Genomic DNA, 15,319 nt, shown 5'->3' on the forward strand with positions numbered 1-15,319 from the left:
CAGGTCGGGCATGCCGCCGCACCCGACGCCGCGCATCGGCCACGGCGCGCACCGAGCGCACCACGCACCACGCACCACGGGGCGCGCATCACACCCGGCGCATCACACCCCGCGCATCACACCCCGCGCATCACGTCCGGACCGACCGCGCGCGGGGCGGCAGCACTCGTCGCCGCCCCGCGAACGGAAACTCGCCGCGCCGGCCTACCTCGCTACCGGGACGCACAGGCCTCCGTGAACGCCCGGGCCCGGCGGGTGATCTCCGCCCACTCCCCTGCTGCGACGGCCTCCGGCGGCACCACGTCCGTCCCGGCGCAGACGGCGAGTGCTCCGTGCGCCAGGAACTCCGCCGCGTTGCCCGCGTTGACACCCCCGGAGGCGACCAGCGGGACATCGGGGTACGGACCCCGCAGATCCTTGAAGTAGCCGGGACCGAACGCCCGGGCCGGGAAGATCTTCACCGCCGCGGCACCGAGGTCCACCGCCTGGGCGACCTCGGTCGCGGTGAGGGCGCCGAGGATCACCGGGACTCCTGCCGCGTGCGCGACATCCGCCACCTCGGGTCGCAAGCCGGGCGTGACGAGGAAGGACGCCCCGGCAGCGAGCCCCTGCTCGGCCTGCTGGGAGGTCAGCACCGTCCCGACCCCGACCCGGTGGCCGGCCTGCGCCGCCCGGTGCAGGTGGGTCGTCACATCGGGTGTGGTGAAGGTGAACTCGGTCCAGGTGATACCGCCGGCGGCGAGCGCGGCGCAGAGCGCGGCGGCGTCCGGTATCCGCGGCGCACGGACGACCGCGACCACCGGCGAGGCGGCGAGCGCTGCCCGCGCCGCTGCCGCCATGGCGGCAGCGGAGGGCCCGCGGCTCCCGGAGGCCGGGCTCCCGGCGCTCGGACCCGCCGGCTCCCGGTCCACCCAGCCTGCTTCGACCGACCTCGGACCGACTGAACTCGAATTCACGGCGTTCGCTTCCATTCCACTCGGACATTCCACTCGGATTCGCCTGGCACCCTGATTCACCAGGCACCTGATCAACGGGAACCGGCCCCAGCAGCACCGGTCCCACCGTCACACCCACAGCCGCACCCGCACCCGCACCCGCACCCGCACCCGCACCCGCACCCGCACCGACCATCGGCGCGACCGCCTCCACAGCGCACGGCCGTCATACCGCCTCCGCCCCGCGCCCGGTCCGGCGCAGCGCCCGACCGGGTCGCGCGCCGGTGGTACGGCCCTGTTCCACCACGGCCACACCGTTCACATAGACGTGTTCCACACCGACGGCGGGCCGCCGCGGCTGCTCGAACGTCGCGGCGTCCTGGACCTGCTCGGGGTCGAAGAGGACCAGGTCGGCGTGGAATCCGGGGGCGATCCGCCCACGCCGGTGGAGCCGCAGCCGGGCCGCGGGCCGACCGGTCATCCGGGCGACCGCTTCTTCCAGCGTGAGCACGCCGGACTCGCGGACGTAGCGGGCCAGGTAGCGGGGGAAGGTGCCCCAGGCCCGCGGGTGCGGGCGCGCGCCGACCAACAGCCCGTCGCTGCCGACGGTGTGCACGCGGTGACGCATGATCGCCCGGACGTTCGCCTCGTGGCCGACGTGCTGGAGGATGGTGGTGGCCAACTCGTCGCGGAGCAGCAGGTCGAGGAAGACCTCCGTGCCGCTCCGTCCCTGCTCCGCCGCGAGTTCGGCGACGGTCCGGCCGACCGAGTCGGCGAGTCCGGGGGCCCGGACGCCGGAGAGCTGGATGGTGCTCCAGTCGGTGACCACGCCGTGGCAGCCGTCGCTGCCCTTCTCCTCCACCTCGTACCGGATCCGCTCGCGCGCGACCGGGTCGCCGAGTCGCGCCAGGGTGGCCTGCGGTCCGCCCTCGGTGGCCCAACTGGGCAGCAGGGCGGCCAGGGTGGTGGATCCCGGCAGATAGGGGTAGCTGTCCAGGGAGAGGTCCACACCGTCGTCCAGGGCCCGGTCGAGCAGGGCCAGCAGCTCACCGGCACGGCCCTCGTTGACGCCGAAGTTCATGGTGGCGTGGGTGAGGTGGAGCGGGCAGCCGGACCGTCGGGCGATCTCGACCATCTCCGCGTAGCCCTCCAACGCACCTGCCCCGTAAGAGCGTTGGTGGGGGGCGTGGAAGCCGCCGAAGCCCGCGACGACCCGGCAGAGTTCGACCAGTTCGGCCGTTCCGGCGTACATCCCCGGCGTGTACGTCAGACCGCTCGACATCCCGACCGCACCCTCGATCAGACCCTGCGCCAACAGCTCGCGCATCCGGTCCAGTTCGGCGGCGCTCGGAGCCCGGTTGTCCCACCCCATGGCGAGCATGCGCAGCGAGCCGTGCGGCACCAGGTAGCAGGCGTTGACGGCGGGGCCGGTCCGGTCCAGCCGGTCCAGGTAGCCGCCGACGGTGCGCCAGTCCCAGTCGAGGTCGTCCGGATCGCCGTTCCAGCCGGCGATCTGGCGGCGGAGCGCGGGCAGCGTCGTGTCGTCGACCGGCGCGTAGGAGAGGCCGTCCTGACCGAGGACCTCGCAGGTCACGCCCTGGGTGACCTTGGCCGGGTGCTCCGGTTCGCGGAGCAGGGCGAGGTCGGAGTGGGCGTGCATGTCGATGAACCCGGGAGCCAGGACCAGCCCGTCCGCGTCGATCGTCCGCACCGCACCACCACCGGACCGGCCCGCACGGCCACCGCCACCGCCACCGCCATCGCCACCCGCACCGCCACTGGCACCGGCACCGGCACCGGCACCGCCACCGCCACCGCCACCACCCGACCGCCCCGACGCCACGGTCCCGCCCGACGCAACCGAACCGCCCCGCGCCGCCGAACCGCCCGGCGCCCCGACCTCGACGATCACCCCGCCGGCGATCCGGACGTCCGCCCGGAATCGTCCCGCCCCCGTGCCGTCCACCACCGTGGCGCCACGGAACAGCACGTTCCCACCACCCGCGGCGCTCATCAGAAGAACGTCCTGACCAGCCCGGTCACCTTCGGCTCGGCCGCCGAGGCGTCGTCCAGCACCGGGATCAGCGTCCACTTGTCGAAGGCGGTGCACGGGTGCGAGATACCGAGCCGCAGCACGGCACCGACCGGTGCGAGGTCGCCCGCGTCCCGGAGGAACGCGTGCTGGTCGTTGAGCGCGGTGATCCGCGCGGCCGTGCCCGTCAACTCCGCCCCGCCCCTGACCAGATGCGGTTCCGGCAGGCCCTCGTCGAACGGCAGGTCGCGCTTGCCTGCGTCCAGCAGCGCCAACTGCTTCTCCGGCCGGGACACCACTCGAGCCCACCCGTGCAGTGCGCCGCGCAGCGCCCCGCCACGACCGGCGGCCGGATCCCCCGCTCCCCGGGCGAGCGGCGAGATCCCCCGGTAGAAGCCGTCGTCGTGCGCCAGGTACGCACCCGACCGCAGCACCACGAAGGCCTCCGGAAGCGCTCCCAACTCCTCGGCCACCAGGTCGAAGTAGGCGCTGCCGCCGGCGGTGACCACCGGCGCGGACCCCTCGGCGTACCGCCCGGCCAGCCGCCCGTGCAGCTCGGCCAGCGACCGAAGGTACCCGCGCACCGTGCCGAGCCCGCCCTCGCTCGCGTCGTGCGCCAGTGCCCCCTCGTACCCGCCGATGCCGGCCAGCCGGAGGGTCGGCGCACGGCGGACGGCATCCGCGATCTCCACCGCCCCGTCGACGGTGCGCGCGCCGGTACGCCCGCCGGGGCCACCGAGCTCGACCAGCACCTCGACGGCGCGCTCGGCACCGGCCGCGCGCAGTGCCTCGTCCATCAGCCGGACGCTCTGCACCGAGTCGACCCAGCAGGCGAAGGCGAAGTCGGCGTCGGCGGCGAGCTCTCCCGCCAGCCAGCGCAGGCCCGCCGGGTCGAGCAGGGAGTTGGCGAGCAGCAGCCGCCGCACACCGAAGGCACGGGCGACCCGGAGCTGCGGCAGGTTGGCGAGGGTGATGCCGTGGCTGCCCGCGTCCAACTGCGCCTGCCAGAGCGCGGGGGCCATGGTGGTCTTGCCGTGCGGGGCGAGCGCCACGCCGGCGTCCGCGCACCAGCGGGCCATGGTGCGCAGGTTGTGGTCGAGCGCGCGCCCGTCGAGCGTGAGCAGCGGGGTGCCGAGGTCCGCCAGGGTGGGTCCGGTGGCCAGGTACTGGCGGACGGTCAGACCGTCGGCGGCCGGCGGCAGCGCCTTGAACCGCCAGTCGAGCGCCTCCTCGGCGAGCGCGGCCACCGCAGCGGCATCGATACCGCCACCACCACCGCCGCCACCGGGCCCGCCGACGCCGAGACCGCCACCACCGGGACGGTCACCACCGCTACCGCCGTTCCCGCTACCGCTGCCGTCGCCGCCACTGCTCGCGAAGGTCTGGTACACCGTCTTCCTCCATCTGCCATGTTGCAACATGCGCAATGAGGGTTGCACATGCTGGCAGCACGGTTCTAGCATCGGCGCCGGACGAAGGTCAACGACAGCCGCCCGCCGCACGCGGGTCAGCCAGGCTCGCCGCAGCACCCCCACCCCGGCAGGCCGCAGTACTCCGAGGAGCCCAGCAGATGCCACGCCAGGACGCCGCCGCGAGCGAGGCCACCCCGTCGCCCGGCGATCCGACGGCCGAACCGCCCCGCACACCGGCCGCCCCGGCGCCGGAGCCGGAGCCGGCACCGCCCCGGGCACCGGCACCCACCGCACCCCCGGCGCCCACCACTTCCCCGACACCCCCGACACCCCCGCCGCCCCCCGTGCCCCCCACCCCCCTGGCCGTCTGCGTGGGCGAATCGATGGCCGTGCTCCTCCCCGACCGCGCGGGCCCGCTGGAGTCCGTGGAGAACTTCCGGCTCGCCGTCGGCGGCGCCGAGTCCAACGTCGCCGGTGCCCTGGCCGCCCTGGGCGTGCCGAGCGCCTGGATCAGCCGGGTCGGCAACGACGGCTTCGGCCGCCGCCTCCTCGGCGAACTGACCGCCCGCGGGGTGGACGTCTCCGCCGTCGCCCTCGACCCGCACCGCCCGACCGGCGTCTACCTCAAGGAGGTCGGCGGAACCACCGGCGACCGCCACGACCTGGGCCCGGGGCGGAGCCGGTTGCACTACCACCGGCGCGGCTCGGCGGCGGCCGCCCTCTCCCCCGCACTGCTGGACGACCCGGCCGCCGCCCGCCTGCTGGCCGGGGCCCGGCTGCTCCACCTGTCCGGCATCACCGCCGCGCTCTCCGACGACTGCCTCGCGCTGCTCCGCACGCTGCTGGCGGAGCGCCGCTCCGACCGACTGGTCAGCTTCGACCTCAACTGGCGTCCGGCGCTCTGGCGCGACCGCGACCTCTCGGTGCTGCCGCCCCTGCTGGACGCGGCCGACCTGCTCCTGCTCGGCGCGGACGAGGCCGAGGCCGCCTTCGGCACCGGGGACCCGCACGCGCTGCGCCGCCTCTTCCCGTCGCCGGCCACCGTCGTGGTCAAGGACGAGGCCCGGCTGGTCACCGCGATCGGGCGCGACGGCACCACCGTCGCCGAACCGGCCCTGACGGTCGAGGTGGTCGAGGCGACCGGAGCGGGCGACGCCTTCGCGGCCGGCTACCTGGCCGGCACCGTTCGTGGACTCGACCAGCGGCGCCGCCTGCGGCTGGGCCATCTGAGCGCCGCCTGCGCGCTGACGACCCACGGGGACCAGGCCGAACTGCCGCCCGCCCCGGTGGTCGGCGCCCTGCTCGACGCCTCACCCGAGGCCTGGGCGGCCACCCGGGTGTCGGCGGATGGCATCGTGTCCCCTGTGCTCCCCGGAGCGCTCACCAGCACGTACGCCGCCCCCGACGACCCGCCGCCCCTCCCGCCGACCGCCTCCCGCACCACCGCTTCCCGCACCACCGCGTCCGCCTCCCCCACCGACCGCTCCGCGCCCGTCGTACCGGGGGGCGGTGCCCCCGACCCTCGACCGGCCGCCACCCCGGCCCTTGGAGCGCCATGAGCCAGACCGTCACCCGCGCCCTGCGCATCCTCGCCGAACTCGGCGAGGGCGAGCGCTCCCTCGACCAGTTGGCCGAGGTGCTCGGTGTGCACAAGACGACCGTGCTCCGACTGCTGCAGAGCCTCGAGGAGGAACGGTTCGTCTACCGCGACGCCGGATACCGCTACCACCTGGGCGCCGGCCTGTTCGCGCTCTCGGGGCTCGCTCTGGAACAGCGCGGGGTCCGCCGGATCGCCGCACCGTACCTCGCCGAACTCAACGCCGGCACCGGCCAGACCGTGCACCTGGCCGCGTACGAGGGTGGCGAGGTGGTCTACATCGACAAGTACGACTCCCGGCACCCGGTGCGGATGTACTCGCGGATCGGCCTCCGGGCCGCGCTGCACAGCGCCGCGGTGTCCAAGGTGCTGCTCGCCGACCTGCCCGCGCCCGAACGGCGGCGGGTGGTGGCCGGCATCGACTTCACCCCGCACACCGCGCGCACCCTCACCACACCCGAGGCGCTGCTGGCCGAGCTGGAGAAGGTCGCCGCCCAGGGCTGGGCGCAGGACCACGCCGAGCACGAGTCGTTCATCAACTGCGTGGCCGCGCCGATCCGCGACGCCAGCGGCCGAGTGGTCGCCGCCGCCTCGATCTCCGTCCCGGACGTCGTGCTCCCCTACGAGCAGGTGCTGGAGCTGCTGCCCCAACTGCTCGCCACCGCACGGGCGATCTCCGCCGACTGCGGCCAGCCCCCGCGCCACTGACCACTCCGCACCCCGCACCCCGCATCCCCGACCACCCCACGCCACGCCACGCACCAAGCCCGAAGGCCCGAAGGCCCGAAAGCCCCGAAGCACGCACCACAGCACCACAGCACCACCCACCCCACCGAGGAAGCGAGCACGCATGAGCGTCCAGAACGACAAGACCGAGATCCGTACCGACGGCGCCCCCGCCCCGGCCTGGATGTTCTCCCAGGGCGTCCGCAAGGGCCCGATCCTCCAGGTGTCCGGCCAGGGCCCGCAGGACCCCGCCACCGGCGAGTACCTCCACCACAGCGACGTGAAGGCACAGACCCGCCGCACCCTGGAGAACGTCAAGGCGATCGTCGAGGCGGGCGGCGCGACCGTCGAGGACGTGGTGATGTTCCGCGTGTACCTCACCAAGCGCGCCGACTTCCCGCTGATGAACGAGGTCTACGCCGAGTTCATCGAGGAGAACATCCCGCCGGGCGGCGTGAAGCCCTGCCGGACCACGATCTTCTGCGAGCTCCCGCAGGAGCCGATGCTGGTCGAGATCGACGCCCAGGCGGTCGTCGCCTGACCCGCGCGCACCACCCGCACCGCAAGGGCCCCGATCCCGGCACACAAGCCGGGTCGGGGCCCTTCGCGCATGGCCGGTTCCGCCCCACCCCGACGACACCTTGCCCTCTCCCCCTCCAATGATTAGGTTAGGCTCACCTAACTACAAGGTCAGCTCGTCCGCCGGAGGTCCCGATCCCATGAGTCCGCACCCGCAGCACGATGCCGAGATTCCCGAGCCCACCGCCGCCGAGCGCATCGGCAGCCTGCTGACCGCCACCTCCTCGGTGGTCCTCCGCGCCGGCGGCGAGCAGCACGAACTCTCCACCCCCGTCTCGGTGCACGGCTCCCGGCTCCGGCTGCGCGCGCCGCTCGACTCCCCGGTGACCTCCGCCGCCGCCCGCGAGCAGGACGGCCTCGCCGTCGTGCTCGACCTCACCGACATCGCCCCGGTGGCCGTGCGCGACCGGGTGCGCGGGCGGCTCACCCTGGCCGGCCGGCTCCACCTCGCCCACCTCGCCGACGACGGCCTCAGCGTGCACCTGCGCCTGGACGTCGCGCACGCCGTGCTCTCGACCCCGTACGGCACCACCGCGATCACCGGCGCCGACCTCGCGGCGGCCGCCCCCGACCCGCTGGCCCGCTACGAAGCCGGACTGCTCACCCATCTGGCCGACGACCACCCCGACGCGCTCGCCGTGCTCACTCGGCTGCTCGACCCGGCGCTGCTCGCCGACCGCCCCGAGGTCCGCCCGCTCGCGCTCGACCGGTACGGCCTGGTGCTCCGCCTGGACCACCCGCACGGCCACCGCGACGTCCGCCTGGTCTTCATCGAACCGGCCCGCGACGCGGACGAGTTCGGCCACCGGGTGCACCAACTGCTGTCCGCCGCCGAGCAGGAGCCGGCCACCCACCGGTCCTGAACCCAACGGAAGCGCGAACCAGCCCGCCCGACAGCGGAACTGACCCGATATCGGTTCGCCCCGCCCCGCTCCTCCCCACCCTCGAGCCCCGCCACAACGACGGCCGGCCCGGCCCACGAGAGAGTTCTCGTGAGCCGGGCCGGCCGGCAGGACGGGCGTGTCCCGCGCCCGTCAATCCACTCGGGTGCGGCGTCCACCCGGTCCAGCGGTCACCCGACATGACCATTCCGGGAGGTCGTTTCGCCCCGCACCCGGCGGTGGCAGATGATCCGACCGAAGGTCAGATCGCGACGCCGTGCGCCCGCAGGTAGGCGATCGGGTCGATGTCCGAGCCGTACTCCGAACCGGTGCGGATCTCGAAGTGCAGGTGCGGGCCGGTCACGTTGCCGGTCGCACCGGAGAGGCCGATCTGCTGGCCGGCGGTGACGGTCTGACCGATGGAGACGCCGATCGAGGACAGGTGCGCGTACTCGGCGTACTTGCCGTCGGCGAGCTTGATCTCGACCTCGTTGCCGTAGGCGCCGCCGTTGCCGGCCTTCACCACGGTGCCGGCCGCGACGGCGCGCAGCGGGGTGCCGGTGGCAGCGACGAAGTCGGCGCCGGTGTGGTGGCCGGAGGCCCACATCGAGCCGGCCACACCGTAGGCGGTGCCGAGCTTCGGGTTGGCCAGCGGGGCGAAGAAGCCGGAGGTGGCGGCGGCCGGGGCCGGAGCGGCCGGCTTCGCGACCGGGGCGACGACGGCCTGAACGGCCGGCTTGGCGGCGGGCTTGGCGGCCGGAGCGGCCGGCTTCTCGGCCGGAGCGGTCGGCTTGGCCGGCTTCACGGAGTCCTGCGAGGTCTGCGCCTTGGCGGCGGGGGCGGCCGGCTTGGCGGCCTCGGCCGGAGCGGCCGGCTTGGCGCCCTCGGCGGCCTTGGTGCCGAGCGCGAGCTGCTGACCCGGGAAGATGAGGTTCGGGTTGGCACCGATGACCGAGCGGTTGTGCTCGAACAGCGCCTTCCAGCCACCCTCGACGTTCTTCGCGTCGGCGATCTTCGACAGGGTGTCCCCACCGACGACCTTGTAGTCGGCCGGAGCGGCCTCGGCGGCGGGAGCGGCCGGGGCGGCCGGGGCGTTCTCGGCAGCGGCCGGGGCGGCGTCGACGCTGGCGGCGCCGGTCCAGGTGCTGCTCTGGTGCGTGTGCCCGGCGGCCGGGGCCTCGTGGGCCTGGGCGGTGACGGTGGTCACCAGCGGGAGGGCGAACGCGGCGCCGGTGACGGCGGTGGCGATGCCGATGCGGACGGCGCGGGGCATGGCGATACGACGAGCCTGTGCGGGCATGGAAGCTGTCCTCTCCGACGCCTGCGAGGTGAGCTGTCGGGTTCGGGCTGGAGTTGCCCGGCCGCAGAGAAATGCGGCTTCACCCCAAGCCGGACCGTCAATTCGGGTCCGGCGACTTACCTGTGGGTCCCCCGCTCCTGCCGTACAGAGTTCGTTGCGAACCACCGGGCAGCGGCAGGACTAGGCGTTCCACCCGGTGGCCACCCGGGCTGACGCCGGGCGGTCGCTGAACTAAAACCCATCCGTTCGGGTGAAGCAATGTCGATCTCCGGAACCCGGGACCAAAGTCCGGAACACCGTGACGCTCCGCATGAAAGGCATGCACAGTAAGCACACAATCCATTCACCGAGTGCACGTGATCCACCACCCTGCGCCGATGTCGTCATCAGTGCGCACACGATCACTCACGGAACGGACATCTCCGACACACCCCCGGTGACCCTTGTCACGTCGGCCCCACGAGCCCCACCATGGGCCGTGACCACCACCGATGCCGGCACCCTGCGGTTGGGCACCGCACAGGGACGCTGGGTACTTCTGGCGACCGTGCTCGGCTCCAGCATGGCGATGCTCGACGGAACCGTCGTGAACGTCGCACTGCCCCGGATCGGCACCGATCTCGACGCCCGGCTCGACGCCCTGCAATGGACGCTGAACGCCTATCTGCTCACCCTGGCGGGCCTGATCCTGCTCGGTGGCGCGCTCGGCGACCGGTACGGGCGGCGCCGGATCTTCCTGCTGGGCGTCGTCTGGTTCGCCGTCGCCTCGGCCGCCTGCGCCGCCGCGCCGACCATCGAGGTGCTGATCGCGGCCCGTGCCGTGCAGGGCATCGGCGGGGCGCTGCTCACCCCCGGCTCGCTGGCGATGCTCCAGGCGGTGTTCCGTCCGGACGACCGCTCGGCGGCGGTCGGCCTCTGGTCCGGCCTCGGCGGGGTGTCGGCGGCGGTGGGCCCGTTCCTCGGCGGCTGGCTGGTGGACGGCCCGGGCTGGCGCTGGATCTTCCTGCTGAACCTGCCGCTGGCCGCGACGGTGATCGCGGTCGCGGCCCGGCACGTCCCGGAGAGCCGGGACGAGAGCTCGACCGGGCGCTTCGACGTGCTCGGCGCGGTCCTGGCCGCCCTCGCGCTCGGCTCGATCACCTATGCGCTGACCGCCGCCGGGAGCGGTCTCTCCGCCACCGTCTGGGTCACCGGCACGGCCGGGCTCCTGCTCGGCGCCGCCTTCGTCCTGGTCGAGCGCCGCACCCCGGAGCCGATGCTGCCGCTGGGACTGTTCTCCTCACGGCTGTTCACCGCCGTCAACCTGGTCACCCTCGCCGTGTACGCGGCGTTCAGCGGGGTCTTCTTCCTGCTGGTCGTGCAGCTGCAGATCGTCTCCGGCTTCTCCCCGCTGGTCTCCGGACTCGCCCTGGTGCCGATCACCGTGATCATGCTGGCGCTCTCCGCCCGGGCGGGGCGGCTGGGCAAGCGGATCGGCCCGCGGCTGCCGCTCACCGTCGGCCCGCTGCTGTGCGCGGCGGGCGTGCTGCTGATGCTGCGGATCGGGCCCGACGCCTCCTACTGGACGGACGTACTGCCCGCCGTCGCGGTGATGGGGAGCGGGATGGTGCTGCTGGTGGCACCGCTGACCGCGACCGTGCTGGCGGCGGTCGAGGTGCGGCACGCGGGCATCGCGAGCGGGGTCAACAACGCCGCGGCCCGGGCGGCCGGTCTGCTGGCGGTCGCCGCGCTGCCCTCGCTCGCGGGTCTGAGCGGCGACGCCTACCAGGTGCCCTCGGCGGTCGACTCCGCCTTCCGCACCGCGATGCTGATCTGCGCCGGGCTGCTCGTGGCGGGCGGGCTCACGGCTCTGGCCACCGTCCACGGCAACGTCCTGGCCCCGGAGGACCACCACCCGGTGGCCGAACCGGACTGCCGCTACGCCTGCGGCACCAACGCCCCGCCGCTCGACCCCGGCCACTCGGCCCCGGAACAGGGCTGAGCCCCGTCGGCGGAAGCCCGGACCCCCGAACAGGGCTGGACCCCGCCGGCGGACCCCCGAACAGGGCCGAACCCCGTCGGCGGAAGCCCGGACCCCCGAACACGCCGAGGGCCCCGCCGCCCGAACGGCGACGGGGCCCGGTGACCGGGGTGGACAACCGTCAGAGGATGTCGCCCGGCGCGTACTTGGCGGCCTCCGGGTACGCGGCCGCGACGGCCTCGACCTGGCGGACGACCTCGGCGACCTGGGCACCGGCCGCACCGGTGAAGGACAGCCGGTCGGCGAGCAGCGCGTCCAGCCCGGCCCGGTCCAGCGGGATCCGGTCGTCGTTCGCCAGCCGGTCCAGCAGCTCGTTCTCCCGGGCGCCGGCGCGCATCGCGAGCGCGGAGGCGACGGCGTGCTCCTTGATCACCTCGTGCCCGGTCTCCCGGCCGACGCCCGCGCGCACCGCGCCCATCAGCACCTTGGTGGTGGCCAGGAACGGCAGGTAGCGGTCCAGCTCGGCCTCGACGACGGCGGGGAAGGCGCCGAACTCGTCGAGGACGGTCAGGAAGGTCTCCAGCAGGCCGTCGAACGCGAAGAAGGCGTCCGGCAGCGCGACCCGGCGGACCACCGAGCAGGAGACGTCACCCTCGTTCCACTGGTCGCCGGCCAGCTCGCCGGTCATCGACGCGTAGCCGCGCAGGATCACGGCGAGGCCGTTGACGCGCTCGCAGGAGCGGGTGTTCATCTTGTGCGGCATCGCGGAGGAGCCGACCTGGCCCTCCTTGAAGCCCTCGGTCACGAGCTCGTGACCGGCCATCAGACGGATGGTCTTGGCCAGGCTGGACGGCGCGGCGGCCAGCTGGACGAGGGCGGTCAGCACCTCGAAGTCCAGCGAGCGCGGGTAGACCTGGCCGACACTGATCAGCACGTTGTCGAAGCCCAGGTGGCCGGCGACCCGGCGCTCCAGCTCGGCGAGCTTCTCGGTGTCGCCGCCGAGCAGGTCCAGCATGTCCTGGGCGGTGCCGACCGGGCCCTTGATCCCGCGCAGCGGGTAGCGGGCGATCAGCTCCTCCAGCCGGCGGAAGGCGACCAGCAGCTCGTCCGCGATCGACGCGAAGCGCTTGCCGAGGGTGGTGGCCTGCGCGGCCACGTTGTGCGAGCGGCCCGCCATGACCAGCTCGGCGTGCTCGGCGGAGAGCCGGCCCAGGCGGACCAGCACGGCGACCGTGCGGTCGCGCACGTGCTCGAGGGACTGCCGGATCTGCAGCTGCTCGACGTTCTCGGTCAGGTCCCGGGAGGTCATGCCCTTGTGGATCTGCTCGTGGCCGGCGAGGTCGCTGAACTCCTCGATCCGGGCCTTCACATCGTGCCGGGTGACCCGCTCACGGGCGGCGATGGACGCGAGGTCGACCTGGTCGATCACCCGCTCGTAGTCGGCGACGGCGGTGGCGGGCACCTCGACGCCGAGGTCCTGCTGGGCCTTCAGGACGGCGAGCCACAGGTGGCGCTCGAGGACCACCTTGTGCTCGGGGGACCACAGCTGGGCCAGGGTCGCCGAGGCGTACCGGGAGGCCAGGACATTGGGGATCTGGGGCTTCGCGCTCACGCTTCGCAAGCCTAACAGCCGAGGTCAGCCGGACCCGCGCCGGACCGGCCCACCGCGACCGGCGGGCGACCGGCGGGCGATCGGCCCCGCCCCGGGGAGCGGCTGCGGCGACCCGCCGACCGGCTGCCGGTGCCGGCTACCGGTGTCCTCCTGCCCGTGTCCTACTGCCGTCCGCTGAGGACCGGCAGCACCTGGAGGCAGATCGAGTGCAGCGCGCTCCGCTGCTCGTCGCTGAGGGTCTCGAAGGACTGGTGGGTCCGGCTCATCTCGCCGCGGACGAGTGCCAGGATCTCCCGGCCCTGCTCGCTGATGACCACGATCTTGACCCGCCGGTCCCCCGCCGAGGCCTCCCGGCGGGCCAGGCCCAGGGCCTCGAGGCGGTCGACGATCCCGGTCACGTTGGAGGCGTCGCAGCCGAGCCGCCCGGCCAGCGCGCGCATCGGCACCGGCTCCTGGACGGCACCGAGCGCCTTGGCCTGCGAGGAGGAGAGACCGTGCCTGGCGGCGGCGGCCGCGAAGTCCTGGAAGTACGCGGCACCGACGGCGGCCAGCGCCTCCATCAGCTCGGCGTTGGTCGGTACGGTCGTGGTCGCTGTCGAACCCATGAGGTCAGCCTACGACCGAGTGCTTCATTATCTCAAGCTTTGATCACGGCAAAGATCCGGCAGTCAACCGCAGCACCGGTCCCGAACCCCTGCCCTGGCCCGCCCCGAACCCCGGCTCGAGCCCGTGCCTCAGAGCACCAGCTGGTCGAACAGCCGGCGCAGCTCGGTCTCCGGGTCCGAGGTCAGCCCCGTGTGCACCGGCCCCGGCTGCACCACCGCGCTGCGCGGTGCGGTCAGCCAGCGGAACCGCTGCCCCGGGTTGTCCGACGCCGCCGGACCGGCCTGCGGCCCGCCCTCGCAGACCGCCTCGATCCCCTGCAGCGCCCGCCGCACCCCGGACACGTCGGCCACCGGGTCCAGCGCCAGCAGCCGCGCCTGGTCCAGATGGGTCCGGGCGGCCAGGTGGGCGCTCTGCCGGCAGTACAGCAGCACACCCACGTTGACGCACTCACCGCGCTCCACCCGGGGCACCGCCCGGATCACCGCGTACTCGTAGTCGTGCAGCTCGGCGACGGCCGGCAGGGCCGACCGGATCGGCTCGGTCATACGGACACCTCCGGCAGCCAGTCGCGCGGACCGGCCAGTCGCTCGGTCAACTGGGTGCGGTACGCCGCGCGCACCGCCTCGGGCGTGTCGAAGCCGGGTTCGTCCACCAGCCAGACGTCGGGGATCAGCGCCACCGCCTCCTCGATCGCCGCCTCGGCCAGCGGTGCGAGCGCCTTGTCGGCGGCGAGCAGGTCCGGCTCGGCGCGCAGCAGCGCGTGGTCGGAGGCGTCGTACGGCCGGCGGGTCCAGGCGGCGGCACCGGCCCAGTTGTGGTGGAAGATCAGGCTCGCGCCGTGGTCGATGAGCCGCAGTCCACCGGTGGCGACCAGCAGGTTGGGATTGCGCCAGGAGCGGTCCACGTTGCCGATGAGGGCGTCGAACCAGAGCACCTGCCCGGCCAGCCCGGCGTCCACGTCGAAGCAGAGCGGGTCGAAGTTGAGCGCGCCGCTGACGAAGGCCATGCCCAGGTTGAGGCCGCCGCTGGCGCGCATCTGGTCCTGGATCTGCGGGTCCGGCTCACTGCGGGCCAGCACCGGGTCCAGGTCCACGGTCACCAGCTCGGGCACCGGCAGACCGAGCCGCCGGCCGAGTTCCGCGGCCAGCACCTCCGCCACCAGCGCCTTGCGGCCCTGTGCCGCGCCGACCCATTTCAGCGCGTACAGCCGCCGGTCGTCGGCCTCGACCAGGCCCGGCATCGAGCCGCCTTCTCGCAGTGGCGTCACATATCGGACCGCCGTCACCTCGGGGAGCACGGCGGACAGCCTATCGGGCATATGCACGGGGCGGGTGTCGCTCGGCCGCCGGCCCACCCGGGTCGCCCCCCACGACAGCCCCGCCCGACCCGGATCGTCCCTACGACAGCCCCGCCCCGCCCGGGATGTGCCCCGACGACCGCCCCCGCTCCCCCGCCCGGGTCGCCCCGGTGGCAGCCCCCGCCGCCCCGTGCGAACGTGGCGGACAGTAGCCGGGGAACGCCACGGCCACCACCCGCAACCGGCCACGACCCGCATCGGCCATGACCCGCACCACCGCACTCGCACCGCCGCACCCGCACCGCCACCGCCGCACCCACCGAGGACCGCGCCGTGGCGGACGCCCGCGGCGGCACGACCCGCGGCGGAACGACCTGCACTG

At 74.0% G+C, this 15,319-nt stretch carries 13 protein-coding genes and 1 riboswitch; of the genes, 5 read left to right on the forward strand and 8 right to left on the reverse strand.

The genetic code is table 11. The features are described 5' to 3' along the window. Positions 1-212 precede the first annotated feature (212 nt). The 3 genes from BLU95_RS07590 to BLU95_RS07600 all read right to left on the reverse strand — a co-directional run bounded on the left by BLU95_RS07590 (position 213) and on the right by BLU95_RS07600 (position 4,358). Positions 213-839, reverse strand: a complete 627-nt coding sequence (locus tag BLU95_RS07590) for a bifunctional 4-hydroxy-2-oxoglutarate aldolase/2-dehydro-3-deoxy-phosphogluconate aldolase (protein WP_093859317.1) — start codon at positions 837-839, stop codon at positions 213-215. Positions 840-1,161: 322 nt separating this feature from the next. Then, a complete protein-coding gene (locus tag BLU95_RS07595; RefSeq protein ID WP_093859318.1) occupies positions 1,162-2,949 on the reverse strand; it encodes an N-acyl-D-amino-acid deacylase family protein in 1,788 nt (595 codons plus the stop codon). After that, positions 2,949-4,358, reverse strand: coding sequence for a type III PLP-dependent enzyme domain-containing protein (locus tag BLU95_RS07600; protein ID WP_353653544.1), 1,410 nt, complete (start codon positions 4,356-4,358; stop codon positions 2,949-2,951). The genes BLU95_RS07595 and BLU95_RS07600 overlap by 1 nt, the downstream gene beginning before the upstream one ends. A gap of 365 nt (positions 4,359-4,723) precedes the next feature. Between BLU95_RS07600 and BLU95_RS07605 the strand changes: the two genes are divergently transcribed. From BLU95_RS07605 to BLU95_RS07620, 4 genes are all read left to right on the forward strand, one after another. Continuing rightward, positions 4,724-5,938, forward strand: a complete 1,215-nt coding sequence (locus BLU95_RS07605) for a sugar kinase (protein WP_231978372.1) — start codon at positions 4,724-4,726, stop codon at positions 5,936-5,938. Further along, positions 5,935-6,684: an IclR family transcriptional regulator gene (locus BLU95_RS07610; protein WP_093859320.1), complete on the forward strand. Its 750-nt coding sequence runs from the start codon at positions 5,935-5,937 to the stop codon at positions 6,682-6,684. Before BLU95_RS07605 ends, BLU95_RS07610 begins: the two co-directional genes overlap by 4 nt. A 142-nt stretch (positions 6,685-6,826) precedes the next feature. Next, positions 6,827-7,243 carry a RidA family protein gene (locus BLU95_RS07615; protein WP_093859321.1) on the forward strand — a complete coding sequence of 139 codons (417 nt, stop codon included), beginning with the start codon at positions 6,827-6,829 and terminating at the stop codon, positions 7,241-7,243. A gap of 178 nt (positions 7,244-7,421) precedes the next feature. After that, the gene (locus BLU95_RS07620; RefSeq protein ID WP_093859322.1) at positions 7,422-8,144 is read left to right on the forward strand and encodes a DUF2470 domain-containing protein; all 723 of its coding nucleotides are present in this window, start codon (positions 7,422-7,424) and stop codon (positions 8,142-8,144) included. 280 nt (positions 8,145-8,424) lie between these two features. Here the strand turns inward: BLU95_RS07620 and BLU95_RS07625 are convergent, their stop codons facing one another. After that, on the reverse strand, positions 8,425-9,462 hold the full coding sequence (locus tag BLU95_RS07625) for a M23 family metallopeptidase (RefSeq protein WP_093859323.1): 1,038 nt from the start codon (positions 9,460-9,462) through the stop codon (positions 8,425-8,427). A gap of 3 nt (positions 9,463-9,465) precedes the next feature. Continuing rightward, a riboswitch (cyclic di-AMP (ydaO/yuaA leader) is annotated at positions 9,466-9,631 on the reverse strand. 309 nt (positions 9,632-9,940) lie between these two features. On the opposite strand from BLU95_RS07625, the gene BLU95_RS07630 reads away from it, so the two are divergent. Continuing rightward, entirely contained in the window at positions 9,941-11,443 is a 1,503-nt protein-coding gene (locus BLU95_RS07630) for an MFS transporter (protein ID WP_231978374.1), read from the forward strand. Between the two features lie 160 nt (positions 11,444-11,603). Here the strand turns inward: BLU95_RS07630 and purB are convergent, their stop codons facing one another. The 4 genes from purB to BLU95_RS07650 all read right to left on the reverse strand — a co-directional run bounded on the left by purB (position 11,604) and on the right by BLU95_RS07650 (position 14,937). Beyond that, positions 11,604-13,043: an adenylosuccinate lyase gene (gene purB, locus BLU95_RS07635; protein ID WP_197698729.1), complete on the reverse strand. Its 1,440-nt coding sequence runs from the start codon at positions 13,041-13,043 to the stop codon at positions 11,604-11,606. A gap of 152 nt (positions 13,044-13,195) precedes the next feature. Then, positions 13,196-13,639, reverse strand: coding sequence for a MarR family winged helix-turn-helix transcriptional regulator (locus tag BLU95_RS07640; protein ID WP_093859325.1), 444 nt, complete (start codon positions 13,637-13,639; stop codon positions 13,196-13,198). 129 nt (positions 13,640-13,768) lie between these two features. Next, complete coding sequence (locus tag BLU95_RS07645) at positions 13,769-14,185, reverse strand: DUF3037 domain-containing protein (protein WP_045943322.1); 417 nt, start codon at positions 14,183-14,185, stop codon at positions 13,769-13,771. After that, complete coding sequence (locus BLU95_RS07650; RefSeq protein ID WP_197698730.1) at positions 14,182-14,937, reverse strand: HipA family kinase; 756 nt, start codon at positions 14,935-14,937, stop codon at positions 14,182-14,184. The genes BLU95_RS07645 and BLU95_RS07650 overlap by 4 nt, the downstream gene beginning before the upstream one ends. Between the last annotated feature and the right edge of the window lie 382 nt (positions 14,938-15,319).

Source organism: Streptomyces sp. TLI_053, from assembly GCF_900105395.1.
Taxonomy (GTDB): domain Bacteria; phylum Actinomycetota; class Actinomycetes; order Streptomycetales; family Streptomycetaceae; genus Kitasatospora.

Excerpts from the sequence above, each read along its gene's own strand:
- BLU95_RS07595 (WP_093859318.1), bottom strand. The coding sequence starts at position 2,949 with ATGAGCGCCGCGGGTGGTGGGAACGTGCTGTTCCGTGGCGCCACGGTG.
- BLU95_RS07615 (WP_093859321.1), top strand. The coding sequence starts at position 6,827 with ATGAGCGTCCAGAACGACAAGACCGAGATCCGTACCGACGGCGCCCCC.
- BLU95_RS07640 (WP_093859325.1), bottom strand. The coding sequence starts at position 13,639 with ATGGGTTCGACAGCGACCACGACCGTACCGACCAACGCCGAGCTGATG.
- BLU95_RS07645 (WP_045943322.1), bottom strand. The coding sequence starts at position 14,185 with ATGACCGAGCCGATCCGGTCGGCCCTGCCGGCCGTCGCCGAGCTGCAC.
- BLU95_RS07590 (WP_093859317.1), bottom strand. The coding sequence starts at position 839 with ATGGCGGCAGCGGCGCGGGCAGCGCTCGCCGCCTCGCCGGTGGTCGCG.
- BLU95_RS07610 (WP_093859320.1), top strand. The coding sequence starts at position 5,935 with ATGAGCCAGACCGTCACCCGCGCCCTGCGCATCCTCGCCGAACTCGGC.
- BLU95_RS07620 (WP_093859322.1), top strand. The coding sequence starts at position 7,422 with ATGAGTCCGCACCCGCAGCACGATGCCGAGATTCCCGAGCCCACCGCC.
- BLU95_RS07625 (WP_093859323.1), bottom strand. The coding sequence starts at position 9,462 with ATGCCCGCACAGGCTCGTCGTATCGCCATGCCCCGCGCCGTCCGCATC.